Annotated in this window: 21 protein-coding genes; 10 read left to right on the top strand and 11 right to left on the bottom strand. The window is 72.5% G+C overall.

Translation table 11 applies throughout. The features are described from left to right. Nucleotides 1-11: 11 nt before the first annotated feature. Entirely contained in the window at nucleotides 12-1,274 is a 1,263-nt protein-coding gene (locus ACIBJG_RS14140; RefSeq protein ID WP_399307752.1) for a D-alanyl-D-alanine carboxypeptidase family protein, read from the top strand. Here ACIBJG_RS14140 and ACIBJG_RS14135 read toward each other — a convergent pair. Then, nucleotides 1,222-2,199 (bottom strand): YihY/virulence factor BrkB family protein, encoded by a 978-nt coding sequence (locus ACIBJG_RS14135; protein ID WP_399307751.1) that lies wholly within the window; start codon nucleotides 2,197-2,199, stop codon nucleotides 1,222-1,224. The genes ACIBJG_RS14140 and ACIBJG_RS14135 overlap by 53 nt on opposite strands. Nucleotides 2,200-2,339: 140 nt before the next feature. Here ACIBJG_RS14135 and ACIBJG_RS14130 point away from each other — a divergent pair, with 140 nt between their 5' ends. Together ACIBJG_RS14130 and ACIBJG_RS14125 are read left to right on the top strand one after the other, a co-directional pair. After that, nucleotides 2,340-3,701, top strand: coding sequence for an FAD-binding protein (locus tag ACIBJG_RS14130; protein ID WP_399307750.1), 1,362 nt, complete (start codon nucleotides 2,340-2,342; stop codon nucleotides 3,699-3,701). 72 nt (nucleotides 3,702-3,773) lie between these two features. Continuing rightward, nucleotides 3,774-4,574, top strand: a complete 801-nt coding sequence (locus ACIBJG_RS14125; protein ID WP_399307749.1) for a decaprenylphospho-beta-D-erythro-pentofuranosid-2-ulose 2-reductase — start codon at nucleotides 3,774-3,776, stop codon at nucleotides 4,572-4,574. Nucleotides 4,575-4,595: 21 nt separating this feature from the next. Here ACIBJG_RS14125 and ACIBJG_RS14120 read toward each other — a convergent pair whose 3' ends face one another. Together ACIBJG_RS14120 and trpS are read right to left on the bottom strand one after the other, a co-directional pair. After that, nucleotides 4,596-5,186 (bottom strand): 2'-5' RNA ligase family protein, encoded by a 591-nt coding sequence (locus ACIBJG_RS14120; RefSeq protein ID WP_399307748.1) that lies wholly within the window; start codon nucleotides 5,184-5,186, stop codon nucleotides 4,596-4,598. 106 nt (nucleotides 5,187-5,292) lie between these two features. After that, on the bottom strand, nucleotides 5,293-6,306 hold the full coding sequence (gene trpS / locus ACIBJG_RS14115; protein ID WP_399307747.1) for a tryptophan--tRNA ligase: 1,014 nt from the start codon (nucleotides 6,304-6,306) through the stop codon (nucleotides 5,293-5,295). 202 nt (nucleotides 6,307-6,508) lie between these two features. Between trpS and rocD the strand changes: the two genes are divergently transcribed. Continuing rightward, nucleotides 6,509-7,714: an ornithine--oxo-acid transaminase gene (gene rocD, locus ACIBJG_RS14110; protein ID WP_399307746.1), complete on the top strand. Its 1,206-nt coding sequence runs from the start codon at nucleotides 6,509-6,511 to the stop codon at nucleotides 7,712-7,714. Between the two features lie 109 nt (nucleotides 7,715-7,823). Next, on the top strand, nucleotides 7,824-8,681 hold the full coding sequence (locus tag ACIBJG_RS14105; RefSeq protein WP_399307960.1) for a hypothetical protein: 858 nt from the start codon (nucleotides 7,824-7,826) through the stop codon (nucleotides 8,679-8,681). 130 nt (nucleotides 8,682-8,811) lie between these two features. Here the strand turns inward: ACIBJG_RS14105 and ACIBJG_RS14100 are convergent, their stop codons facing one another. Next, nucleotides 8,812-10,215, bottom strand: coding sequence for a PLP-dependent aminotransferase family protein (locus tag ACIBJG_RS14100; RefSeq protein WP_399307745.1), 1,404 nt, complete (start codon nucleotides 10,213-10,215; stop codon nucleotides 8,812-8,814). A gap of 47 nt (nucleotides 10,216-10,262) precedes the next feature. Between ACIBJG_RS14100 and ACIBJG_RS14095 the strand changes: the two genes are divergently transcribed. Next, nucleotides 10,263-10,769: a carboxymuconolactone decarboxylase family protein gene (locus ACIBJG_RS14095; RefSeq protein WP_399307744.1), complete on the top strand. Its 507-nt coding sequence runs from the start codon at nucleotides 10,263-10,265 to the stop codon at nucleotides 10,767-10,769. 45 nt (nucleotides 10,770-10,814) lie between these two features. Continuing rightward, complete coding sequence (locus ACIBJG_RS14090) at nucleotides 10,815-11,534, top strand: isocitrate lyase/phosphoenolpyruvate mutase family protein (RefSeq protein ID WP_399307743.1); 720 nt, start codon at nucleotides 10,815-10,817, stop codon at nucleotides 11,532-11,534. Between the two features lie 97 nt (nucleotides 11,535-11,631). Here the strand turns inward: ACIBJG_RS14090 and ACIBJG_RS14085 are convergent, their stop codons facing one another. The 4 genes from ACIBJG_RS14085 to ACIBJG_RS14070 form a co-directional block, all read right to left on the bottom strand. Further along, nucleotides 11,632-12,621 carry a malate dehydrogenase gene (locus ACIBJG_RS14085; protein WP_024488992.1) on the bottom strand — a complete coding sequence of 330 codons (990 nt, stop codon included), beginning with the start codon at nucleotides 12,619-12,621 and terminating at the stop codon, nucleotides 11,632-11,634. A 194-nt stretch (nucleotides 12,622-12,815) separates the two neighbouring features. Continuing rightward, nucleotides 12,816-13,928, bottom strand: coding sequence for a DUF2690 domain-containing protein (locus tag ACIBJG_RS14080; protein ID WP_399307742.1), 1,113 nt, complete (start codon nucleotides 13,926-13,928; stop codon nucleotides 12,816-12,818). A 464-nt stretch (nucleotides 13,929-14,392) separates the two neighbouring features. Next, nucleotides 14,393-14,932 (bottom strand): DUF3017 domain-containing protein, encoded by a 540-nt coding sequence (locus ACIBJG_RS14075; RefSeq protein WP_399307741.1) that lies wholly within the window; start codon nucleotides 14,930-14,932, stop codon nucleotides 14,393-14,395. A gap of 30 nt (nucleotides 14,933-14,962) precedes the next feature. Beyond that, complete coding sequence (locus ACIBJG_RS14070; protein ID WP_399307740.1) at nucleotides 14,963-15,826, bottom strand: bifunctional methylenetetrahydrofolate dehydrogenase/methenyltetrahydrofolate cyclohydrolase; 864 nt, start codon at nucleotides 15,824-15,826, stop codon at nucleotides 14,963-14,965. A 229-nt stretch (nucleotides 15,827-16,055) separates the two neighbouring features. Here ACIBJG_RS14070 and ACIBJG_RS14065 point away from each other — a divergent pair, with 229 nt between their 5' ends. Beyond that, the gene (locus ACIBJG_RS14065) at nucleotides 16,056-16,826 is read left to right on the top strand and encodes an RDD family protein (protein ID WP_399307739.1); all 771 of its coding nucleotides are present in this window, start codon (nucleotides 16,056-16,058) and stop codon (nucleotides 16,824-16,826) included. 72 nt (nucleotides 16,827-16,898) lie between these two features. On the opposite strand, the gene purH is transcribed toward ACIBJG_RS14065, so the two are convergent. After that, nucleotides 16,899-18,452: a bifunctional phosphoribosylaminoimidazolecarboxamide formyltransferase/IMP cyclohydrolase gene (purH, locus tag ACIBJG_RS14060; RefSeq protein ID WP_399307738.1), complete on the bottom strand. Its 1,554-nt coding sequence runs from the start codon at nucleotides 18,450-18,452 to the stop codon at nucleotides 16,899-16,901. Then, on the bottom strand, nucleotides 18,439-19,095 hold the full coding sequence (gene purN / locus ACIBJG_RS14055) for a phosphoribosylglycinamide formyltransferase (protein WP_399307737.1): 657 nt from the start codon (nucleotides 19,093-19,095) through the stop codon (nucleotides 18,439-18,441). Before purN ends, purH begins: the two co-directional genes overlap by 14 nt. A gap of 357 nt (nucleotides 19,096-19,452) precedes the next feature. Here purN and ACIBJG_RS14050 point away from each other — a divergent pair, with 357 nt between their 5' ends. Next, complete coding sequence (locus tag ACIBJG_RS14050) at nucleotides 19,453-20,391, top strand: hypothetical protein (protein ID WP_399307736.1); 939 nt, start codon at nucleotides 19,453-19,455, stop codon at nucleotides 20,389-20,391. On the opposite strand, the gene ACIBJG_RS14045 is transcribed toward ACIBJG_RS14050, so the two are convergent. Continuing rightward, nucleotides 20,381-22,018 (bottom strand): DUF6350 family protein, encoded by a 1,638-nt coding sequence (locus ACIBJG_RS14045; RefSeq protein ID WP_399307959.1) that lies wholly within the window; start codon nucleotides 22,016-22,018, stop codon nucleotides 20,381-20,383. The genes ACIBJG_RS14050 and ACIBJG_RS14045 overlap by 11 nt on opposite strands. Before the next feature lie 125 nt (nucleotides 22,019-22,143). Between ACIBJG_RS14045 and ACIBJG_RS14040 the strand changes: the two genes are divergently transcribed. Beyond that, nucleotides 22,144-23,502 (top strand): helix-turn-helix domain-containing protein, encoded by a 1,359-nt coding sequence (locus tag ACIBJG_RS14040; RefSeq protein WP_399307735.1) that lies wholly within the window; start codon nucleotides 22,144-22,146, stop codon nucleotides 23,500-23,502. Nucleotides 23,503-23,640 lie beyond the last annotated feature (138 nt).

Here is a 23,640-nt window from a genome sequence, read left to right as displayed (position 1 = left end):
CGTTTTCGACCGTGTCAGCTCTCAAGAAGGCCGCGCTGTCGGTCACCTCTGCCGCTTTGCTGTCCGTTTTTCTCGTCAGTCCCGCGTCGGCGGTCGGTCAGGACACCGCGGACAACGAGCCGAAGCCGCCGGCCGGCATGTCGCAGGTCGGTGGCGCGCAGCTCGGCCGGAGCGGGACCCAGGTCAATCTCGGTGCCGGAGCCCCGGTGCTGCCGAAGGACCTGACGGGCAGATCCTGGATGGTGTCGGACGCGGAGACGGGCGACGTACTCGCCTCGCACAATCCGCACTGGCGGCTGCCTCCGGCGTCCACGCTGAAGATGCTCTTCGCCGACACCCTGATCCAGTCACCGGCGCTCCAGCCGAAGTCGCTCTCGTACACGGTGAAGGACGAGGACCTCGCCGGTATGGGCGAGGGCAGCAGCCTGGTCGGCGTCAAGGAGGACCTCAGCTACACGGTGCACGACCTGTGGCTCGGGGTCTTCCTGCGTTCGGGCAACGACGCGGTGCACGTCCTGGCCTCGATGTACGGGGGCGTCCCCAAGACCGTCACCGACATGCAGACGCACGCGGACGAGCTCCAGGCCCTGGACACCACGGTGGTCTCGCCCGACGGGTACGACGCCCCCAACCAGGTCTCCAGCGCGTACGACCTCACGCTCTTCGCCCGCAGCGGGATGCAGAAGGCGGACTTCCGCGAGTACTGCTCGACGGCGACGGCGCAGTTCCCCGGCCAGCAGGAGAAGGGCAAGAAGCGCGAGAGCTTCGGCATCCAGAACACCAACCGGCTGCTCACCGGGGCGGACGGCGTCACCCAGTACAAAGGCGTCGCGGGCGTCAAGAACGGTTACACGACGCATGCCGGGAACACCTTCACCGGTGTCGCCGAGCGCAACGGCAAGGTGCTGCTCGTCACCGTCATGAACCCGTCGTCCGACGAGACGCACGCCGTCTACAAGGAAGCGGCCAGGCTGCTCGACTGGGGCTTCGCCGCGAGCGGCAAGGTCAGCCCGGTCGGCGAACTCGTCCCGCCGAAGTCCGCCGACACCGGGACGGGTACGGGCAAGGGCGCCCAGCCCGACAAGCCGGCCGCGGCCGAGGGCGGGAACGGGCCGGGGACCACGAAGGCCGCCGCGGCCGACGAAGGCTCCAGCGGGGTCGGGATCGCTCTGGGCATCACCGGCGGGGTGCTGGTGCTGCTGGCCGGGGCGGTGTTCCTGGTCAACCGGCGCTGGCCGCTGCCGGACCTGATGCGCCGCCTCCCCCGCCGCTGAGGGTGCTGCCACCGGCCTCCCTGCCGGTGGCGGACGCGGAGTCCTGCTCCGCGTCTGCCACCGGTCCGGCCTCGCCCTTGCTCCGCGTGGCCGTCCAGGCGGAGCAGAACAGCAGGAGCTTCGCGGTGAAGTTGATCCACAGCAGCAGCGCGATCGGCACCCCGAAGGCGCCGTACATGCTCTTCGAGGCGACGCCCCTCATATAGCTGCCGAGCAGCAGCTTGAGCAGCTCGAAGCCGACCGCGCCGAGCAGCGCGGCCACCACGAGCCGGCGCCGCGGCGGCTCGACGCCGGGCAGCATGGTCAGCAGGTAGAGCAGCAGCAGGAAGTCGGCGATCACGGCCACCACCAGGGCCGCGATCCGCAGCAGCACGCCGCCCGCGCCGCCCTCCGGGATGCCCAGCAGATCGGCGACCCATCCGATGGCCACGGAGCCGACCGAGGAGATCGCCATGGTCACCAGGGCGGCCCCGCCGAGCCCGAACAGCACCCCGGCATCCTTGAGTTTGCGCAGGACGGGGTTGCCCTGGTCCAGGTCGTCCCTCTCCCAGACGGCGCGCAGACAGTCCCGCATCGAGCCGACCCAGCCGATGCCGGTGAAGAGCAGCAGTGCGCCGGCCACCAGCCCGACGGTCCCCGCGTGGGCCACCAGGTTGTCGATGCCGAGCTGGTCGGAGATGCCGGGCACCTGGTCGGCGAGTGTGTTCTCGATCTTGTCCAGCTGCTTGTCGGAGAGCAGCGCCGCACCGATCGCCGCGGCGACCGCGATCAGCGGGAAGAGCGCCAGAAAGCTGATGAAGGTGATCGCCGCGGCGAGCCTGGCCCAGTGGACCCGTTCCAGCGTTTCGTAGCTGCGCCAGGCGTGCGTCTCCATCAGCCGGGAGACGATCGGCCCGATGACGGGGAGTTTTTTCAGCCAGTCCATGCCGTACGACTACCCTTCCGGGCACCGAAAACCGGCGTGCGGTCCGCTGCGGGCGGGATGACGTCCTCGCAATCACCCATTTCGGTGAGTGTTGTAACAAATCCCTCAAAGGTGTTTTCTCGGGCGATACGGTCACCCTCATGTCTGTCGACACCGTGTCCCTGACCGGCTGGGGCCGCACCGCCCCGACGACCGCGCTCCGCTTCCACCCCCGTAGCCACGAGGAGGCGGTCGCCGCGGTGCGCGGCTGTGGGCCGCGCGGCTCGATCGCCCGCGGCCTGGGCCGGGCGCACGGCGACGCGGCGCAGAACGCCGGGGGTTCCGTCCTCGACATGACGGGACTGGACCAAATTCGCACCATCGACGCCGCAGCCGGACTCGTGGTGTGCGACGCGGGGGTGAGCCTGCACCGGCTGCTGGAGGTACTGCTGCCGCTCGGGTGGTTCCTGCCGGTGACGCCCGGCAGCCGGTACATCACGGTGGGCGGGGCGATCGGCTCCGACGTCCACGGTCACAACCACCGCACCGCCGGCTCCTTCTCCCGGCATGTCACCGCGTTCGAACTCCTCACCGCGGACGGCCGGATCCGTACGGTCCGCCCCGGCACCCCGCTCTTCGACGCGACCGCGGGCGGCCTGGGCCTGACCGGGGTGATCCTCTCGGCCACACTCCGGTTCCATCCGGTCGCGACGTCCCTGATGTCGGTCGACACCGAACGGGCCCTCGATCTAGACGACCTGATGACGCGACTGGCCACCGGCAGCCGCCGCCACCACTACGCGTCCGCCTGGGTCGACCTGACCGCCCGCGGCCGGTCCACCGGGCGCGGCGTGCTGACCCGGGGGGAGCACGCACCCCTGCACATGCTCCCGGCGCACGCCCGGCGCACACCGTTGGTCTTCCGCCCCGCCCCCCTGCCTCCCGCCCACTTCCTCGTACCGGACCTCATGCCCGGCGGGCTGCTGGGCCGCATGTCCGCCGCCGCGCTCAACGAGCTCCGCTACCGCCGCGCGCCGCGGTCCCGCACCGGGGAACTCCAGCGGATCTCCACGTTCTTCCACCCGCTGGACACCTCGTCGCACGCGCACCGGTTCCATGGCCGGGGCGGATTCGTACACTACGAGTTCGCCGTCGGGGACAAGCGGGCGGAGACACTGCGCCGGATCGTCGGGCGGATCGCGCAGCGGCGCTGCCCGTCGTTCCTCGCCGTGCTCAAGCGGTTCGGCCCGACCGACCCCGGCTGGCTGTCGTTCCCGGAACCCGGCTGGAGCCTCGCCCTCGACCTGCCCGCGGCCCTGCCCGGACTGGCCCGCTTCCTAGACCGACTGGACGAGGAGGTGGCGGCGGCGGGCGGCCGGGTCTGCCTGACGGCCGACTCCCGGCTGCGCCCCGACGCGCTGGCCGCGATGTACCCCCGGCTGGGCGAATTCCGGCAGCTCCGGGCCGAGTTGGACCCGAACGGGGCGTTCCGCTCGGATCTCTCGCGCCGGCTCTCCCTCTGACGGCGCGACGGCGGCCACCCCGGCCGCCGAGCGCCTCCCCCTCTCCCGCCACCCGCCTTTAAGGAGCGTTCCGTGAAGGATGCCTTCGGTGCCCCGCAGTCCCTGCTCGTCCTCGGCGGCACATCGGAGATCGGGCTCGCCACGGCACGCCGCCTGATCGCCCACCGCACCCGCACGGTCTGGCTGGCCGGACGCCCCTCCCCCGCCCTGGACTCGGCCGCGGCCGAACTGCGCGGCCGGGGGGCCTATGTCCGTACCGTCGACTTCGACGCACTGGACACGGAGTCCCACGAGACCGGCCTCGGCAAGATCTTCACCGAGGGCGACATCGACATGGTGCTCCTCGCCTTCGGCATCCCCGGGGACCAGGAGCGCGACGAGGAGGAACCGCTCGCCGCGGTCCGGGTCGCCCAGACGAACTACACGGGTGCCGTCTCCGCCGGCCTGGTGTGCGCCGGCGCACTCCAGGCACAGGGGCACGGTTCGCTGGTGGTGCTCTCCTCGGTGGCGGGGGAGCGCGCCCGGCGCGCGGACTTCATCTACGGGTCGAGCAAGGCGGGCCTGGACGCGTTCACCCAGGGGCTCGGGGACGCCCTGCACGGGACGGGCGTGCACGTGATGGTCGTGCGGCCCGGTCTCGTCCGGCCGGCGACCGCACCGGCGGGGTCCGGAGCGGCGGCGGCCGGGGCGCCGCTCGCGATGATCCCGTTCACCCGGACCCCGCTCGTGACCACGCCGGACGCGGTCGCGGACGCGATCGTGACGGGGCTGCGGCGGCGTTCGGAGACGGTGTGGGTGCCGGGGGCGCTGCGGGCGGTGATGTCGGCGCTGCGGCATGTGCCGAGGCCGCTGTTCCGGCGCCTGCCGGTCTGAGGCGGGGGCCGCCCGGCCCGCTCAGGTGTGGAGCGAGGGCGCGTCCACGGAGCTGCCGTTCTGCGCGGGCACGGCGGGGCTGCCGCCGCCCGCCCCGAACGGGAACTCGTTGATCTTGCGCCAGACGCTGTCCACGCCCTGCTCGTACAGCGCGAAGGAACCGCAGGTCCAGGACGCCTCGTAGTCACCGAGCTCCGCGTAGGCCCGGTCCATCGCCGCTTCGGAGATGCCGTGCGCCACGGTCACGTGCGGGTGGTACGGGAACTGGAGCTCGCGCACCAGCGGCCCGGAGGCATCCCGTACCCGCTTCTGGAGCCAGGAGCAGGCCGAGGCGCCCTCGACGACCTGGACGAAGACGACCGGTGAGAGCGGGCGGAAGGTGCCCGTGCCGGAGAGCCGCATCGGGAAGGGGCGGCCGCCGGTCGCGATCGCGGCGAGGTGCGCCTCGATCGCGGGCAGGTCGGCCGCCTCCGCCTCGGTCGGCGGCAGAAGGGTGACGTGGGTGGGAATGCCGTGTGCGGCAGGGTCCCCGAAGCTCGCGCGCCGCTCCTGGAGCAGGCTGCCGTAGGGCTCCGGGACCGCGATCGAAACGCCGAGCGTTACGGTCCCCACGTCGTTCTCCTCAATCCTCGAGCATCTGTTTTCAGCCACTGGCGGCCGCATGCTTCACGTCGCCAGTGTGCCGCTTGTGAAGGTCCTTGCGCCAGGGTCCTTGGACTCAGTGCTTGGCGGGCAGAAGGCCCATCCGGTCATAGGTCCGCGCCAGGGTCTCGGCGGCGACGGCCCGTGCCTTCTCCGCTCCCTTGGCCAGGATGGAGTCCAGCGTCTCGGTGTCGTCGAGATATTCCTGGGTGCGGGTGCGGAACGGTGTGACGAAGTCGACCATGACCTCGGCGAGGTCCGTCTTCAGCGCACCGTAGCCCTTGCCCTCGTACTTCTGCTCCAGGTCGGCGACGGACGTGTCGGTGAGGGTGGAGTAGATGGACAGCAGATTGCTGACGCCCGGCTTCCCGGCCTGGTCGAAGCGGACCACCATGTCGGTGTCCGTGACGGCGCTCTTCACCTTCTTGGCGGTCACCTTCGGCTCGTCCAGGAGGTTGATCAGACCCTTGGTGGTCGCCGCCGACTTGCTCATCTTCGCGGACGGGTCCTGCAGGTCGTAGATCTTCGCCGTCTCCTTGAGGATGTACGGGTCCGGCACGGTGAAGGTGTCCCCGTAGGTGCCGTTGAACCGCTCGGCGAGGTTGCGGGTCAGCTCCAGGTGCTGGCGCTGGTCCTCGCCCACCGGGACCTGGTCGGCCTGGTAGAGCAGGATGTCGGCGACCATCAGCAGCGGGTAGGTGAACAGACCCACCGTGGTGCGGTCGCTGCCCTGCTTGGCCGACTTGTCCTTGAACTGCGTCATCCGGGACGCCTCACCGAAGCCGGCCAGACAGTTCATGACCCACCCGAGCTCGGCGTGCTGGGGGACGTGGCTCTGGACGAAGAGCGTGCAGCGCTCCGGGTCCACCCCGGCGGCGAGCAGCTGGGCGACGGCGAGCCTGGTGTTGGCACGCAGCTCCGCGGGGTCCTGCGGGACGGTGATCGCGTGCAGGTCGACCACCATGTAGAAGGCGTCGTGGGAATCCTGCAGGGCCACCCACTGGCGGACCGCGCCGAGGTAGTTGCCGAGGTGGAACGAGCCGGCGGTGGGCTGGATTCCGGAGAGCACACGGGGACGTTCAGAGGCCATGGAAGTCATTGTCTCAGGTACGGAACCCATCTCGGGCAGCCGGTGGAGGAATCGTCCGCGGACGCCGGAGGGGGCGCAGGGACGGGCCCGGGGGCGTAAATCGCGGGCGCGCCGCGAAGTGAAGGTTTCCTCGTGGGGGATCCGACCGACGATACAAAGTGGGCACCATCCCGGCCCACGCCGCACGACGAACGGAGATCCCGTGTCGACCACGGAAACCGCCATCGCCTCCGCCGAGGCGCACAGCGCGCACAACTACCATCCGCTGCCCGTCGTCGTCGCGACGGCGGACGGCGCCTGGATGACCGATGTCGAGGGCCGCCGCTACCTCGACATGCTGGCCGGTTACTCGGCGCTCAATTTCGGCCACGGCAACCGCCGTCTGATCGACGCGGCCAAGGCCCAGCTGGAGCGGGTGACCCTCACGTCGCGGGCCTTCCACCACGACCGGTTCGCCGACTTCTGTACACAGCTCGCCGAGCTGTGCGGCATGGAGATGGTGCTGCCGATGAACACCGGGGCGGAGGCCGTGGAGACCGCGGTGAAGACCGCCCGCAAGTGGGGCTACCGGGTCAAGGGCGTCCCGGACGGGATGGCGAAGATCATCGTCGCCGCCGACAACTTCCACGGCCGGACGACGACGATCGTCAGCTTCTCCACGGACCACGAGGCGCGCGCGGACTTCGGTCCGTACACCCCGGGGTTCGAGATCGTGCCGTACGGGGACCTGACCGCGCTGCGGGAGGCGATGACCGAGAACACCGTGGCGGTGCTGCTGGAGCCGATCCAGGGCGAGGCGGGGGTAGTGGTCCCGCCGCCCGGCTATCTCCCCGGGGTCCGGGAGCTGACCCGCGAGCGGAACGTGCTGTTCATCGCGGACGAGATCCAGTCGGGCCTCGGCCGGACCGGGAAGACCTTCGCCTGTGAGCACGAGGGTGTCGTGCCGGACATGTACGTGCTCGGCAAGGCGCTCGGCGGGGGTGTGGTGCCGGTGTCGGCAGTCGTGTCGTCCGCGGCGGTGCTGGGGATCTACCGGCCCGGGGAGCACGGCTCCACGTTCGGCGGCAACCCGCTGGCGTGCGCGGTCGCGCTGGAGGTCATCGCGATGCTGCGCACCGGTGAGTACCAGCAGCGGGCCGCGGAGCTGGGCGATCACCTCCATCAGGAGCTGGGTCTGCTGGTGGGCGGCGGCGCGGTGGAGGCGGTGCGGGGCCGCGGTCTGTGGGCGGGCGTCGACATCGACCCGGGCCGCGGCACGGGCCGGGAGATCTCCGAGAGGCTGATGGAGCGGCGGGTGCTGGTGAAGGACACCCACGGCTCGACGATCCGGATCGCCCCGCCACTGGTGATCAGCAAGGAGGACCTGGACTGGGGCCTGGAGCAGCTGCGCGAGGTGCTGCGGGGCTGATCCCGGGGTGATCCCGGGGTGATCCCGGGGTGATCCCGGGGCGGGGGGGTGCCGGGGCCGAGAGGGGCGTCCGCCCCGGCGCCAGTAGAGTCCCTGTGTGCTCCTGGGGATGATCTGTGCGCTCGCTTCCGCGGTCTGCTTCGGCACGGCCTCCGTCCTTCAGGCCGTCGCGGCGCGGGCCGCCGCCGAGCCGGGATCCGGTGCGGGGGTGGACCCGGCGCTGTTGCTGCGGGCGCTTCGCCAGTGGCGTTACGTGGCCGGGCTCGCCCTCGACGGCCTCGGCTTCGTCTTCCAGATCATCGCCCTGCGCTCCCTGCCCATCTACGCGGTGGGCGCGGCCCTGGCCGCGAGTCTCGCCGTGACCGCGGTCGTCGCCGCCCGGCTCCTCGGGGTGCGGCTGAGCTCCACCGAGTGGACGGCCGTCGCCGTGGTCTGCGCCGGCCTCGGCATGCTGGGGCTCGCCTCCGGCGCGGAGGGACATGCGGCCGGATCGGATGCGCTGCGCTGGTCGATGCTCGGCATCGCCGTCGGCATCCTGCTGATCGGCACGGCGGCGGGCCGGCTGCCCGAGCGGGCGCGGGCCCTCGTCCTGGGGCTCGGCGCCGGCTGCGGCTTCGGGGTGGTGGAGGTGACCGTCCGGCTGATCGACGACGTGTCGCCGTCCGCGCTCGTCACCAACCCCGCCGTGTACGCGCTGCTGGTCGGCGGCGGTTCGGCGTTCTTGCTGCTCACCTCGGCGCTGCAACGCGGCTCGGTGACGACGGCCACGGCCGGAATGGTGCTGGGCGAGACGATCGGGCCCGCGCTGGTGGGGGTCATCTGGCTCGGGGACCGTACCCGCGACGGCCTCGGCTGGCTGGCGGTCACCGGCTTCGCGGTGGCCGTGGCGGGTGCGCTGGCCCTGGCCCGGTTCGGCGAGGCCCCGGCGGACACCCCGGAGCCCGCGGCTCCGGGCACGACCGACTGAGGGCTCACCGGACTCACGGCGCTCACCGGACTCACGGCGGCCACGACGGCCACGACGCTCACGGCGCTCACGGCGCTCACGGCGCTCACGGCGCTCACGGCGCTCACGGCGCTCACGGCGCTCACGGCGCTCACGGCAGGATGCGGCACAGGGCGTCCAGCGCGCCCGCCCAGGCGCTGTCGGTCGGTGTTCCGTACCCGATGACCAGCGCCTCGCGCCGCACCTCGGCGTCCGGGTGCCGGAAGAAGGACAGGCCCTGCACCGCGAGGCCCTGCCAGGCCGCCGCGCGGATCACCTCGGCCTCGCTGCCCTCCGGGAGCTCGAGTACGGCGTGCATTCCGGCGGCGATTCCGCTGACGCGGATGGCGGGGGCCCGTTCCGCCAGGGCCGCGACCAGCTGGTCGCGGCGGTTGCGGTAGCGCAGCCGCAGGGAACGCACATGGCGGTCGTACGCGCCGGAGGCGATGAACTCCGCCAGTGTGAGCTGCTCCAGCGCGCTCGACGACCAGTCGCTCCAGCCCTTGGCCTCGGTCACCTCGCCCACCAAGGACTGCGGCACCACCATCCATCCGATCCGCAGCCCCGGTGCCAGGGACTTGCTGGCCGTCCCCAGGTACACGACGCGTTCGGGGTCCAGGCCCTGGAGTGCGCCGACCGGCTGGCGGTCGTAGCGGAACTCCCCGTCGTAGTCGTCCTCCAGGATCAGCCCACCGGTGCTGCGCGCCCAGTCGACGGCCGCGGCCCGCCGGTCGGGGTGGAGCGGCACCCCGGTCGGGAACTGGTGAGCGGGTGTCAGGAGCACCGCGCCCGCGCCATGGATCGCGTGCAGTTCGCCGGTCCGGGAGCCGAGTCCGTCGAGCGGCAGGCAGGGGGTGCGCAGCCCGGCCTCGGTGAGCAGGCCCGTGTGCAGGTCCAGTCCGTACGACTCGACGGCCACCTCGCGCACGCGGCGCTCCCGCAGCACCTTGCCCATCATCCTCAGCCCGTGGACGAAGCCGGCGCAGATCACGATGCGTTCGGGATCCGCGTACACCCCGCGGGCCCGTGCCAGATAGTCGGCGAGCACGGTGCGCAGCTCGATGCGGCCGCGCGGGTCCCCGTAGCCGAAGGCGTCGTTGGGCGCGCGGGTGAGGGCGCGGCGGGCCGCCTTCAGCCATTCGGCGCGCGGGAACGTCGCGAGGTCGGGCGAGCCGGGCATCAGGCTGTACGCGGGACTGCTGCGGGGCGGCCGGGTGCGGGGCGTCCTGGTGGTGGACGGGCGCGGCGCGGACCGCTGCGCCACCCGGGTGCCGGAGCCCTGCCGCGCGGTGAGCCAGCCCTCGGCGACCAGCTCCGCGTAGGCGTCGGCGACGGTGTTGCGGGCGATGCCGAGGTCGGCGGCGAGGGTCCTGGACGACGGCAGCCTGGTCCCGGGTGCCAGCCGGCCGGTCCGGGACGCCTCCCGCAGGGCATCCGTGAGCCCGGCCCGCAGCCCTGTCGATCCGGTCAGGTCGACGTGCAGGTCGGCACCGAAAGTGGCCCAGGGATCCGTCATGGAAATGGACCATACACGTGCGCCACTGGCCGCGTAGCGTCATATCCATGACGACGAACGAGAACAGCCACACGACCTCCGAGTACACCGCCGAGCACACCCCGCGCATGCAGTGGACCCAGCACGCCCCCGACGTCTACAAGGCGATGGCCCGCATGGACGCCGCGGCCAACAAGGGACTCGACCCGGTCGTGGCGGAGCTCGTGAAGATCCGGGCCTCGCAGCTCAACCACTGCGCGTTCTGCCTCGACATGCACTCCAAGGACGCGCTCGCCGCGGGTGAGTCCGTGCAGCGGATCCTGCACCTGAGCGCCTGGGAGGAGTCGCAGCACTTCTACACACCGAAGGAGATCGCGGCGATCGAGCTGACCGAGGCGGTCACCGTCCTGACCGACGGCTTCGTGCCCGACGAGGTGTACGCGAAGGCCGCCAAGCACTTCGACGAGACCGAGCTCGCCCACCTCATCGCCGCGGTCATCGCGATCAACGCCTGGAACCGGTTCGCCGTGACCACCCGCATGGTTCCGGGCCACTACACCCCCGGCGACCACTGATCCGGCCACGCCCCCTCGCACCGCCCACCACAGGAGCCCTCCGCGATGACCGCCTCCGACCTCCGCGCGCTGCACCACGGCCGCACTCCCGGCGATCCACTGGTCCTCCCCGGCCCGTGGGACGCCGCGAGCGCCCGCGTCCTCGCCGACGCGGGGTTCCCCGCCCTGGCCACCCCGAGCGCGGGGGTGGCGGCCTCGCTCGGTTACGAGGACGGGGCCACGCCCGCCGCCGAGATGTTCGCGGCGGTGGCGCGGATCGCCCGCGCCGTCTCCGTACCCGTGTCGGCCGACATCGAGGCGGGGTACGGGCTGGCGCCCCGGGAGCTGGTGGAGCGGCTGCTCGCCGCCGGGGCCGTCGGCTGCAATCTGGAGGACACGGTGGACGGGGTCCTCGTGGATGCCCGGTGGCAGGCGGACCGGCTGGCGGAGGTGCGGGCGGCCGCCGGGGACGCGCTGTTCGTCAACGCCCGGGTGGACACGTACGTCACCGGTGTCCCGGAGGGCGTGGACCAGGAGGCCGAGACCGTGCGCCGCGCACTGCTGTACGTGGCGGCGGGCGCCGACAGCGTGTACCCGATCATGGCACCGCCCGAAGCCCTCCCCCGCCTGGCCGCCGCCGTCCCCGTACCGCTGAACGCCCTCGCCCGGCCGGACGGTCCGGGTCCGCGGCGCCTGGGCGAGCTGGGAGCCGCCCGCGTCACGTTCGGCCCCGGCCTCCAGCGCCGGGCCATGGCGGCTCTGCGCGAGTTCTCCGCCACGTTCTGAACGCGCTCCGGCCCTGCCGGAAACCGCCACCGCCCCCGGCAGCGACTGCTGCCGGGGGCGGTGGCGTCCGCATGTCCCCCCAGGGGAGACGGACGGATCAGATCAGGCCGAGCTCGCGGACCGCGTCGCGCTCCTCGGTGAGCTCCTTCACCGACGCGTCGATGCGCGCACGGGAGAACTCGTTGATGTCCAGGCCCTGGACGATCTTGTACGTGCCGTTCTCCGTGGTGACGGGGAAGGACGAGATGATGCCCTCGGGGACACCGTAGGAGCCGTCCGACGGGATACCCATCGAGGTCCAGTCGCCCGCGGCGGTGCCGTTGACCCAGGTGTGCACGTGGTCGATGGCGGCGTTCGCGGCCGAGGCGGCGGAGGACGCGCCACGGGCCTCGATGATCGCGGCGCCGCGCTTGGCGACGGTCGGGATGAAGGTGTCGCCCAGCCAGGCCTCGTCGTTGACGAGCTCGGCGGCGTTCTTGCCGGCGATCTCCGCGTGGAAGATGTCCGGGTACTGGGTGGCCGAGTGGTTGCCCCAGATCGTCAGCTTCTTGATGTCGGAGACGGCGGCACCGGTCTTGGCGGCCAGCTGCGAGATCGCGCGGTTGTGGTCCAGACGGGTCATCGCGGTGAAGCGCTCCGCCGGTACGTCCGGGGCGGCGGCCTGCGCGATGAGCGCGTTGGTGTTGGCCGGGTTGCCGACGACGAGGACCTTGATGTCGTCCGCGGCGTTGTCGTTGATCGCCTTGCCCTGCGGCTTGAAGATGCCGCCGTTGGCGGAGAGCAGATCGCCGCGCTCCATGCCCTTGGTGCGCGGGCGGGCGCCGACGAGCAGGGCGACGTTCGCGCCGGCGAAGCCGACGTTGGCGTCGTCGGTGATCTCGATGTTGCGCAGCAGCGGGAAGGCGCAGTCGTCGAGCTCCATCGCGGTGCCCTCGGCGGCCTTCAGCCCCTGCGGGATCTCCAGGAGACGCAGGTTGACCGGCACGTCCGGGCCGAGCAGGTGGCCGGAGGCGATGCGGAAGAGCAGCGCGTAGCCGATCTGGCCGGCTGCGCCGGTCACGGTGACATTCACGGGAGTGCGGGTCATGGCGATCTCCGTTAGACAGCTGGCGGTGGGGGCTCCGGGCCCCTGGTGCGGGACATCCCTGAATCTTGATGTGAAGAGATATCCGGCGATCAGGCTATCCGACCCGGAACCCCGCGGCCGCCCGCCCCCCTGTGGCACCGCACACAACCGGTTACTCCTCGCACACCCGGCCGCGGCGGCCTGCTCCCTTGCCGCTACTCGGCCGTTTCGGCCGTGCACCCCTGCGTACCGGAGGCGAGCGTGGCGCACGCCTCGACGTCGGCGATCCGCTTCACGGCGACCATCGGGGTGTACGCGGCCGCGGTCGCGTCCACCGTGCTCTTCTGCCCTGCCTCGCCCGCGGTGATCTCGACGACGTCGCCGGGGGCGGCCTTGGTTATCCGGGCCCACGCCGCCGTGCAGGTCTCGCTGTAGCGCACCTCTATGACGCTGGTGCCGACGGTGGCGCTGGAGAGCGTACGGACGTGCTCGCCGCCGCAGCCCATCTCCTCGGGGTCCCCGCCCGCGCAGGTGGAGCCGCTGCACTCGACGCCGGCGGGCAGCACCGGAGCGGCGGCCGTCGGCGTCGGGGAGGGGGTGGCCGCGGCCTCGTCGCCCTTGGAGTCGCTGCCCGAGCCGATCAGCAGCACCACACCGGTGACCACGAGCAGGACGCCCACGACGGCCGCCGCGATCACGACCGGCCGGCGGCGGCCCCCGGCCTTGTCCGGGGCGCCGTCGCCGAGCGCGGGGGGCTGCTGTCCGCCGATGCCGGCGGCGAAGGCCACGTCGGGCGGCAGACCGTGCCCCGGGGCCGCGTCCGGTCCGGTCCGCGGCTGCTGCGGCACGCGCGGAAGGGTCCCGCGCTGCGCCGGCACGGACGGCGAACCGTCCTCGGCGGGCACCGGTCCCGCCGCCTCCCCCGCCGCTTCACCCGCCGTACGGACAGCGCCGGAGGGGCGGCTCCTGCCGTGGCCGCGCGGGGTCCCGGCGTCTCCGAGCGCAGCCCGCGCCTCGATGATCCGAATGGCTTCCATCGTCATGTCGTGGCGCATCTCGGCACGGCTCCAGGCCCGTTCCGCCAGCTCCCACATGGTGTTCAGATGGGACTGGTTGGTGCCGGTCACCTCGCCGAGCGCGACGATCGCCCCGCGGGGAGCGAGCAGCCGGCCGTTCAGATACCGCTCCCACGACGTCTTGCTGTAGCCCGTGCGGTCGGCCACCGCGGCGATGCTCAGGCCGCTGCGGTCGACGAGTCTGCGCAACTGGCCGGTGAACTCCCGGACCTGCGGGTCGAGCTCTTCCGGCAGTGCCTTCCAACGAGGCATTAGTTCCCCACTTCCCCCTGCTTGCCCACGGGCTTGCGCTGCGCCGCGCACGGTCTGCCCACCTGTCCGAAACCGGTGGTCTTCCGTTCCCGGACTACCCAGGTAGATGCGCGAACGCAGACTGCCAGTTCCTGGGGAGAGAGCGCACGGTGGCACTCAGGCGGCCGGGCGCACCCTCGCACGCCCCCGCCCGTGGCGGCCGGGCCAGTCTGCCACCGTTGCCCGGCGATCACACGGTGGCGGAATGGTCACTTCCGTGCCACAGGCCACAGTCAGCCCTTGAACCCTCGATCCCCGTCGACAAGGCTGAAGTCAGGACGGGGCAAGGCCGCTCAAGTCGCCACTTTCCGAAGTATTTCGCTCCGGAGCGCCTCGTCCACGGTGTCCGTCCCTTCTCGGGGGAGGGGACGGACACCGTTCAGCGGACACCGTTCAGCGGACACCGTTCACTTGGAGGGCTCCGCTCAACGGATCGCGAAGTGGACCGCGTCCTCCAGGAGCGGGATGTCCAGCCACGGTTTGGGCTGCGCCATGAGCGACAGCATCACGATGAGGACGCCCAGCAGTCCGTACGTCACCAGGTCGGTGAAACGGGAACGCACCGCGAGCATGCCCACCGAGGGAACCACCAGACGCAGGACCGCGCCCCCGATGAGTGCCACGCCGATCAGGATCGTGCCGATCCGGAAGGCCTCGTCGAAGGGGTCGGCGGCCACGATCAGGAGACCGGCCCCGGCCGTGCAGAGCACGGTGAGCAGCGGCCACTGACGGGCGGGCGCGGGAGCGTCCCCGCCGGCCGCCCGGCCGCCGCCCTCGGGACGCGCGGTGTCCCGGGTGAACGACGGAAAGCGCCGCGACCGGCGCGCCGCGGGGGCGTCGCCTCCGGCCACGGCCGCGTCATCGCCCTTGTCCTCGGCCGTACCCTCAGCCGCGCCCGTCGCCTGTTCGTCGGCCGGCCCGGTCGCCGAGGCGGCCCGGTCGGCCGGGCTCGTACCAGCACCCATGGGGTTCCTTCCGGATTCGGATCAGCCGGCTCAGACGGCGTCGGCGGCGTCGCGCTCGGCCGCCTCGACCACGTTGACGAGCAGCTGGGCGCGGGTCATCGGACCGACACCGCCCGGGTTCGGCGAGATCCAGGCGGCGACCTCGGCCACGCCCGGGTGGACGTCGCCGACGATCTTGCCGTTCTCGTCGCGGCTGACGCCGACGTCGAGCACGGCCGCGCCCGGCTTCACGTCCTCGGGCTTGATGATGTGGGGCACGCCCGCGGCGGCGACGATGATGTCCGCCTGACGGAGGTGGGAGGAGAGGTCACGGGTACCGGTGTGGCACTGGGTCACCGTGGCGTTCTCGGACTTGCGGGTCAGCAGCAGCGGGATCGACCGGCCGATGGTGACACCGCGGCCGACGACCACCACGTGCGCGCCGTTGATCTCGACACCGTGGTGGCGGAGCAACTGCACGACGCCCTGCGGGGTGCAGGGCAGCGGGCCCTGCTCGTTGAGCACGAGCCGGCCCAGGCTCATCGGGTGCAGACCGTCGGCGTCCTTGGCCGGATCCATCAGTTCCAGGACGCGGTTGGTGTCGATGCCCTTGGGCAGGGGCAGCTGCACGATGTAACCGGTGCACGCGGGGTCGGCGTTGAGTTCGCGGACGACGGCCTCGATCTCCTCCTGCGTTGCGGTGTCGGGGAGTTCGCGCTGGATGGAGCCGATGCCGACCTGGGCGCAGTCCTTGTGCTTGCCGTTCACGTACCACCTGCTGCCCGGGTCGTCCCCGACCAGCAGGGTTCCCAGGCCGGGGGTGATACCCCGGGCCCTGAGGGCCGCCACGCGGACGGTGAGATCGGACTTGATCGCGGCTGCGGTGGCCTTGCCATCGAGAATCTGGGCAGTCATGTCCCCATACTCGCGGATGACCCCGCCCGCGGACCAATTGCGGATACCCACCGTGGACACAAGGTTGCACTTGGACAACTTCTCGGGATGTGACTGGACAAACTTACGTCCCGCTTATAACGATGAAGGCCGCAGTGCCGCAGAAGTACCCGGGGGGCGGACCGCTGATGTTTTCTTTCCTCCGCGCGGCCGCATTCGTCCCCGTACGTCCGTTGGAGGAACGCCCCAGATGAGCTTCGGCGACCCGAACCCGAACAACCCCTACGGGCAGCAGCCCGGTCAGCCGCCCCAGGGCCAGCCGCCGCAGGGTCAGCCCGGCTACGGCTACCCGCAGCAGGCCCCCCAGGGCGTCCCGCAGCAGGGTCAGCCGGGTTACGGCTACCCGCAGCAGCAGCCCGGCGTGCCCCCGCAGGGCCAGCCCGGCTACGGCTACCCGCCCCAGCAGCCGGGCACCCTCCAGGCCAACAACGGGTACATCAACGTGCCCACGCTCGGCACGGTCGAGGTCGCCTCGATGGGCCGCCGCCTCGGCGCGCGCTGCCTGGACGGCCTCATCATCGGCGTCATCTACGGCATCTTCAGCGCGATCGGCCTGGCCGGCGCCCTGGGCCTCGCCGAGAGCACCGACGACTGCGGTTCCACGCTGGACCCGGGCTACCAGTCCTGCGTCAACGACGCCGGCATGAGCTTCATCGCCACCATGTTCGGCATGCTCGCCATCCTCGTTCTGATCACGCTGCTCTACGAGTGGCTGATGATCTCCCTGATGGGTGCCACGCTCGGCAAGAAGGCCCTCGGCGTGAAGGTCGTCAAGGAGAACACGGGCCTGAACCCGGGCCTCGGCGCCGGTTTCATCCGCTGGATCATCCCGATCGTCGGTGCCTTCCTCTGCTACATCGGCGCCATCCTGACCTACCTCTCCCCGTTCTTCGACAACTCCGGGAAGCTGCAGGGCTGGCACGACCGTGCCGCCGGCACCCTGGTGGTCAAGATCAAGTAGTAACGCGGCAGAGCAGCACGAAGGGCCGGTCTCCCCGAACTCGTTCGGGGAGACCGGCCCTTCGTCATGAGGTCAGTGGAAGAAGTGCCGCGTACCCGTGAAGTACATCGTCACGCCCGCCTTCTTCGCCGCCTCGACCACCAGCTCGTCGCGGACCGAACCGCCCGGCTGGGCCACGGCCTTGACGCCGGCCGCGGTCAGGATCTCCAGCCCGTCGGGGAAGGGGAAGAAGGCGTCGGAGGCCGCGTACGCACCCCGCGCGCGCTCCTCGCCCGCACGCTCGACGGCGAGCTTCGCGGAGTCGACGCGGTTGACCTGACCCATGCCGACGCCGACCGAGGCGCCGTCCTTGGCGAGCAGGATCGCGTTGGACTTGACCGCGCGGCACGCCTTCCAGGCGAAGGAGAGCTCCCGGAGCTCGTCGGCGGAGAGCGCCTCACCCGTGGCCAGCGTCCAGTTGGCCGGGTCGTCGCCGTCGGCCTGGAGGCGGTCGGTGACCTGGAGCAGCGCGCCGCCGTCGATCGGCTTGACCTCGACCTCGGCAGACGGGGCGTCGGGGCAGCGCAGCACGCGGATGTTCTTCTTGCGGGCGAGCACCTCGACGGCGCCGTCCTCGTACGCCGGGGCGACGATGACCTCGGTGAAGATCTCCGCGACCTGCTCGGCCATGGCGACCGTCACCGGGCGGTTGACGGCGATGACGCCGCCGAACGCCGACAGCGGGTCGCAGGCGTGCGCGTTGCGGTGCGCCGTCGCGACGTCGTCGGCGATCGCGATGCCGCACGGGTTGGCGTGCTTGATGATCGCGACACACGGCTCGGCGTGGTCGTACGCGGCCCGGCGCGCGGCGTCGGTGTCCGTGTAGTTGTTGTACGACATCTCCTTGCCGTGCAGTTGCTCCGCCTCCGCGAGGCCGCCCTCGCCGGAGGTGTAGAGCGCGGCGGGCTGGTGCGGGTTCTCGCCGTAGCGCAGGACGTTCTTGCGCTCGTACGTCGCACCGGTGAAGTCGGGGAAGCCCGAGTCGTCCGCGGCGGCGTAGTCGGCGGCGAACCAGGAGGCGACCGCCACGTCGTACGCGGCGGTGTGCTGGAACGCCTCGGCGGCGAGCCGCTTGCGGGCGGTCAGGTCGAAGCCGCCCGCCTCGACCGCCGCGAGGACGTCGGCGTACCGCTCCGGGCTGGTGACGACGGCGACCGACGGGTGGTTCTTGGCGGCGGCGCGGACCATCGACGGGCCGCCGATGTCGATCTGCTCCACGCACTCGTCGTCGGAGGCGCCGGAGGCGACGGTCGCCTTGAACGGGTAGAGGTTGACGACCACCAGGTCGAACGGCTCCACGCCGAGCTCGGCAAGCTGCTCGCGGTGGGTGTCCAGGCGCAGGTCGGCCAGAATGCCGGCGTGGACGCGCGGGTGCAGCGTCTTCACGCGGCCGTCGAGGCACTCGGGGAAGCCGGTGAGCTCCTCGACCTTGGTGACCGGCACTCCGGCGGCTGCGATCTTCCCGGCGGTGGAGCCGGTGGAGACCAGCTCGACACCCGCCCCGTGGAGGCCGCGCGCGAGGTCTTCGAGCCCCGTCTTGTCGTAGACGCTGACCAGGGCGCGACGGATGGGCTTATTCACCGACATGACCGAGATGAACCTTTCGTCCCTCAATGCGATAGCCGTCACGGGCGAGCCGCCCCACGGCCTCGACGAGCAGCTGGCGCTCGACTTCCTTGATGCGTTCATGGAGGGCGGCTTCGCCCTCCGGGGTGTCCTCTTCGGTCACCTCGACCACGCCCTGCGCGATGATCGGACCGGTGTCGACACCGTCGTCGACGAAGTGGACGGTGCACCCGGTGACCTTCACGCCGTACGCGAGCGCGTCGCGCACACCGTGGGCACCGGGAAAGCTGGGGAGCAGGGCGGGGTGGGTGTTGATGAACCGGCCGCCGAACCCGGCGAGGAACTCCTTGCCCACGATCTTCATGAAGCCCGCGGACACGACGAGGTCGGGGCGGTGCGCGGCGGTGGCCGCGGCGAGCGCCGCGTCCCACTCCTGGCGCGTCCCGTGGTCCTTGACCCGGCACACGAAGGTGGGGAGCCCGGCCCGCTCGGCCCGCTCCAGACCGGCGATGCCGTCGCGGTCCGCACCGACCGCGACGATGCGGGCTCCGTACCCCTCGGGGTCGTCACCGATCGTGTCGAGCAGGGCTTGGAGGTTCGTACCGGAGCCGGAGACCAGGACGACCAGGCGGGCCGGTCCGGCGGAGGAGAGCGGGGAGGCCACGGCTGGGCCCTTTCTCGCGTGTGGAGCAGTTCGAAGCGGCCGCACCACCCGCCGCATTGCGGGACCGGCGGCACGACGGCCATGCTGTTTGTACGGTCGTACGAAAGAATCGCGCCCCTGGATACGGGGAACTCTACGAACGGGCCGACCGTCAGCAACGATACCGGCACCTCTGGAGGCCCTCGTCTGACGGGGGTGAGGGTCGGGTGACCGCCGGCCCGGCAGCCTCTCAGGTGACAGCTGTCGGCCACCGCGCCTGTACGCCCAGCTTCCGGCTGCTCCTCGCCGGAGGGTAGCGTCAGGGACAGCGAACCGTCCGCAGGGCGGAAATGACGAGATGGGGAAGACGTTCACCATATGCCGGACCGACGCCGCCGCACCGCCTTCCGCCTTCCGCTGCCCGAGCGGTCCTCACTGCTGATGCGGGAGCGCCAGTCCCCCGCGGGCTCCTCTTCTTCTTCCTCTTCCTCTTCCTCCTCGCCGACCGGGTCCTCCGGTCCGCAGGACGACAACCCCTTCGCCCCGCCGCCCGAGGACCGCCCCGACCAGCCGTGGCAGCCGCGCCACCCGGTCAACGGCGGTACGAACGGCAACGGAAACGGCGAGGGCGACGGCGACTCCGGGGACACGCCCGAGGGCGGGTCCTCCGACAACCGGCCCGTCTGGGGCAGCCAGTGGAGCAGCCACCAGCCGGGACGCCAGAGCGGCACCTTCGGCGGACGGCCCACCGGACCCGGCGGACCGAACGGCCAGGGCGGCGGCCGGGGCGGGCCCGAGGGCTCCCGCGGTCTGCGCTGGGACCCGACCGACCCGGTCCAGCGCCGCGCCCGCTACTCACTGCTCTCCGGCATGTGGGCCTTCTTCTTCGCGCTCTTCGACTTCCCGGAGATCGCGCTGCTGCTCGGCGCACTCGCCACGTACTGGTCGATCAGCGCGCTCCGGGCCAAGCCGAAGGAGCCGTCCTCGACGGGAGAGACGGCCGGCCGGGCCGCGGCTCCCGGCACCGCGTCCGGTGCGCCGTCCGCTCCGGCGCCGGCCGCAGGACCCACCGCCGCGGCGGGCCCGCAGGGCGCCAACTACGTCCAGCGCGGCAGCCGGCAGCAGACGACGGCCGCGGTCAGCGGTCTGGTGACGGCACTGATCGCCCTGTCGATCGTCGCGACGACGTTCACGGTGCAGCTGGTCTACCGCGACTACTACACCTGCGTGAACGACTCACTCACCAAGTCGGGCCAGCTGTCCTGCAACGACCAGCTCCCGAAGCCGCTGGAACCCTTCTTCGGCGTCAAGGAGTAGCGTCCTGCGGACCGGCCGGGCCGAGGGGCTCGGCCGGTCCGGACGCCGGCGTGGAGTCGGCGGCCGGTGCGGCCGGCGCGGAGTCCATGGCCGGTGCCTTCGCGTGCCAGGGGTCCGTCGGCAGGAAGTCGTACGCCTCGAACCCGTCGTCCGCGTCGGCCTGGCGAGACCCCACCGGGCCGGCCGGGCTGGGCACGGACACGGGGGCCTCGTCCGCCCCGGGTTCCTCCGGCCGGGGGCCGCGCCTCGGCCACCACCTGCGCCAGGCCCCCTTCCAGGGCTCCCGCGCCGCCGCGTCACCGGGCTTCCCCGCCTCGTCCGTACCGCCGGCCCCGGCCCCCTCCGCCCCCTGTTGCTCGTCCGGGGTACGCCCCCGCAGCCGCCAGGCCCGGAGCAGCAGCGCCAGCGGTACGGCGAGCGCCGCAGTCCACACGAGGGCCGCCGCGCCGGTGAGCCACCACACGGGACCGAACCGCGCCAGCGCGTGGGTTCCCAGCGGCCCGCCCGCCGCCCCGGCCAGCAGGGCCGCGCCGAGCCCGCAGCCGGCTGCCGCCAGCGCGGTGGTGAGCGCCGTCTCCCGCAGGCTCCACGCCTCCTCGCGCTCGCCGTGGGCTGGCGCCGCCCTTCGTACGGTGAACCAGGCCACCGTCACCGCCGCCGCGACCGGCACCGCCGCGGCCGCCCAGTTCAGGGGCGTCCCGGACCCCTGCGCCGGCAGCGCGGCCAGCAGGGGGAAGTCCGGCAGCGACGGGCGTCCGGTGAAGGCGAGCGGGGTGGCCGTGGACGCCGTACCGAGCGCGACGCCGGGGCCGAGCCCGTACGCGGCACCCCACACCGCCGCGTTCGGCACCAGCGCCAGCGCCAGCAGGAGCACCGCGCACCGCCCCGCCCAGTCGTCCGAGAGCCGCAGGAAGGACCCCTGGACCGGTTCCGCGTGGAACACCAGCGCCGTCGCGGCCACCAGCGCGCCCCCGCCCAGCAGGACCGCCACCCCGGCAGCCGCGGACCGGCCGACCGCCTCCGTGCGGCGCGCGAACCGGGAGCGCGCCATCGCCTCGTGCAACCGCACGGGCGCCCAGGAGGGCGGCGGGCCGAGCGGGCGCCCCGAGGCCGTCCACACACCGGCCGCGGCCGCACCCGCCACGACGAGGACCGCCGGGAACAGCAGGGACAGCGGCCGCGCCGACAGTGAAGACCCCCGGGCGTAGAGCGCCACGGCCGCCCCGACGAGCAGATATCCCCCCGCCACCAGGGCGAAGGCGCCTCCTGCCGAGGGGGCGCCACGCTCTTCCCGGGGCTCCAGGACATCCCGGGCAGCCCGGTGTACCAGCCAGACCGGCAGCACGGTGAGCAGCAGCGGAACAACGCCGACGGGGGCCGGGGCGCCGGTCAGGGTGTCGGTCCTGATCAGTTCGGCGCCGTGCGCGAGCAGCCAGAGACCGGCCGCCGCGTGGAAGGCCTCACCGGGGCCGCTGTCGGGGTCCGGGGAGCTGATCCACAGCACCACGACGAGCACGCCGACGGAGCCCAGGCCCAGTCCTGCCGCGAGCGCCCCGCGCAGCAGCGCCCGGGCCTGCACGGCGGACCGTCCGTGCTCTGCCGACAACGACGGGCCGCGTTCGGTCATTTGGGTCACGCCGCAATGCTCCCAACGACACGCGCTTATTCCGTGTAACGGGCGAACGGCCGTTGTGTCGCTCAATATACGTTTATGTACTTTTTCACCCAGTGCAGGCCGGGCGGGGGGCCCTCATGACCCAGAGCACGACCGGCACACCCACCTCCCCTCCGCTCCCCTCGCCCAAGGAGCGACGCAGGCTGCGGGAGGCGAAGTCGCTGAGTGAGGCGCAGGTCGCGGCAGCCGTGGGGGTCACCCGGGCCACGGTCCGGGCCTGGGAGACGGGCCGCACCAGCCCGCGGGGACGCAAGCGCGAGGTGTACGCGCGACTGATCGGGACCGGCGGTACGCGGCCCGCCTCGCATCCCACCCCCGTCAAGCCGGCCACCCCGAACAACCCGCCGAGAGCCGCCGGGAGCGACGTCATGGACCCGACCGAGCCCGGCACCACCACCGCACCCGAGCCGGCCGAGGCCACGCCCACCCGCCCGGCCGAGACCGTCGCGACCGGGACCGCCGCCGTCGGGACCGCCGTGGCCGGGGCCGCCGAGACCGCCGCAGTCGAGACCGTCGCGACCGGGACCGCCGGGACCGCCGAGACCGCCGAGACCGCCGAGACCGAGGCTGCTGGGGAAACGGACGCAGCCGAAGCCGAGGGGGCAGAGGGGGCCCGGCCCTCCCCCGCCGAGGCGTTCGACGCGCTGTACCGGCACGCCGCCCCCGCGCTCTACCGTCAGACCTATCTGCTGACCGGCCGCCGCGCCCTCTCCCGGGAGGCCGTCGGCAAGGCCTTCGAGCTGGCCTGGCAGCGCTGGCCGGAGGTCGCCGTGGACCGCGATCCGGTGGGGTGGGTGCGGGCGGCCGCCTACGAGCACGCGATGTCTCCGTGGCACCGGCTGCGCCGCGAGCACCGCCACCCCGACCCGCCGCCCGAAGCGCCGGGCCCTCGTGCCCTGCTCGACGCGCTGCTGGCCCTGCCACCCTCGTACCGCCGCACCCTGCTGCTGCACGACGGTGTCGGTCTGGGGCTGCCGGAGACCGCGGCGGAGACCGAGGCGAGCACTCCGGCGGCGGCGGGGCGGTTGATGACCGCCCGGGCCTCCGTCGCCGAGCAGCTGCCCGAGCTCGCGGAGCCGTCGGCACCGGCCGGTCAGTCCGCGCTGCTGCACGAACACCTCGGCGCGCTCGCCCTCGCCCAGCCCGCGGCCTCGCTCCCGGTCCCGGACCTGATCCGGACGGGCTGCGAGCGCAAGGCGCAGCTCTGGACCCGGGCCGCCATCGCGTTCACCGTGCTGCTGATCGGGTTGACGCTGATCACCCTGGCGACGGCCCCGACGCGCTACGAGACGCCCCAGTCGCCCCCGCAGAGGGTGGAGGGGGTGCCTCCGCTCGGTGGTCCGCAGAAGCTGACGCCGCTGGACAAGAAGCTGCAGAAGAAGCTCGGCGGTGAGCTGGTGCGCGGTCCGGGCCGGCTGGTCCCCCGGGCCGGCTGATCCGGCGCACCCGTACGCGCCCGGCGCACAGAGACGCGGGGGCCGGCCCCCCCCGCGGGGGGGGGGCCCCCCCGGGGGGGGGGGGGGGGCGCCGCGGGGGGCCCCGGCCCCCCCCCCCGGGGGCCCCCCCGCCCCCCC

This window comes from Streptomyces sp. NPDC050422, from assembly GCF_044458665.1.
Lineage (GTDB): Bacteria > Actinomycetota > Actinomycetes > Streptomycetales > Streptomycetaceae > Streptomyces.
The sequence above is the reverse complement of the archived record's forward strand: the minus strand, read 5'-3'. Positions and strand labels throughout refer to the sequence as shown.

Excerpts from the sequence above, each read along its gene's own strand:
- ACIBJG_RS14085 (WP_024488992.1), bottom strand. The coding sequence starts at position 12,621 with ATGACCCGCACTCCCGTGAATGTCACCGTGACCGGCGCAGCCGGCCAG.
- ACIBJG_RS14065 (WP_399307739.1), top strand. The coding sequence starts at position 16,056 with ATGAGCTTCGGCGACCCGAACCCGAACAACCCCTACGGGCAGCAGCCC.
- ACIBJG_RS14135 (WP_399307751.1), bottom strand. The coding sequence starts at position 2,199 with ATGGACTGGCTGAAAAAACTCCCCGTCATCGGGCCGATCGTCTCCCGG.
- ACIBJG_RS14050 (WP_399307736.1), top strand. The coding sequence starts at position 19,453 with ATGCCGGACCGACGCCGCCGCACCGCCTTCCGCCTTCCGCTGCCCGAG.
- trpS (WP_399307747.1), bottom strand. The coding sequence starts at position 6,306 with ATGGCCTCTGAACGTCCCCGTGTGCTCTCCGGAATCCAGCCCACCGCC.
- ACIBJG_RS14070 (WP_399307740.1), bottom strand. The coding sequence starts at position 15,826 with ATGACTGCCCAGATTCTCGATGGCAAGGCCACCGCAGCCGCGATCAAG.
- ACIBJG_RS14045 (WP_399307959.1), bottom strand. The coding sequence starts at position 22,018 with ATGACCGAACGCGGCCCGTCGTTGTCGGCAGAGCACGGACGGTCCGCC.
- ACIBJG_RS14095 (WP_399307744.1), top strand. The coding sequence starts at position 10,263 with ATGACGACGAACGAGAACAGCCACACGACCTCCGAGTACACCGCCGAG.
- ACIBJG_RS14040 (WP_399307735.1), top strand. The coding sequence starts at position 22,144 with ATGACCCAGAGCACGACCGGCACACCCACCTCCCCTCCGCTCCCCTCG.
- ACIBJG_RS14130 (WP_399307750.1), top strand. The coding sequence starts at position 2,340 with ATGTCTGTCGACACCGTGTCCCTGACCGGCTGGGGCCGCACCGCCCCG.
- ACIBJG_RS14090 (WP_399307743.1), top strand. The coding sequence starts at position 10,815 with ATGACCGCCTCCGACCTCCGCGCGCTGCACCACGGCCGCACTCCCGGC.
- ACIBJG_RS14075 (WP_399307741.1), bottom strand. The coding sequence starts at position 14,932 with ATGGGTGCTGGTACGAGCCCGGCCGACCGGGCCGCCTCGGCGACCGGG.
- ACIBJG_RS14100 (WP_399307745.1), bottom strand. The coding sequence starts at position 10,215 with ATGACGGATCCCTGGGCCACTTTCGGTGCCGACCTGCACGTCGACCTG.
- purH (WP_399307738.1), bottom strand. The coding sequence starts at position 18,452 with ATGTCGGTGAATAAGCCCATCCGTCGCGCCCTGGTCAGCGTCTACGAC.
- ACIBJG_RS14080 (WP_399307742.1), bottom strand. The coding sequence starts at position 13,928 with ATGCCTCGTTGGAAGGCACTGCCGGAAGAGCTCGACCCGCAGGTCCGG.
- ACIBJG_RS14105 (WP_399307960.1), top strand. The coding sequence starts at position 7,824 with ATGATCTGTGCGCTCGCTTCCGCGGTCTGCTTCGGCACGGCCTCCGTC.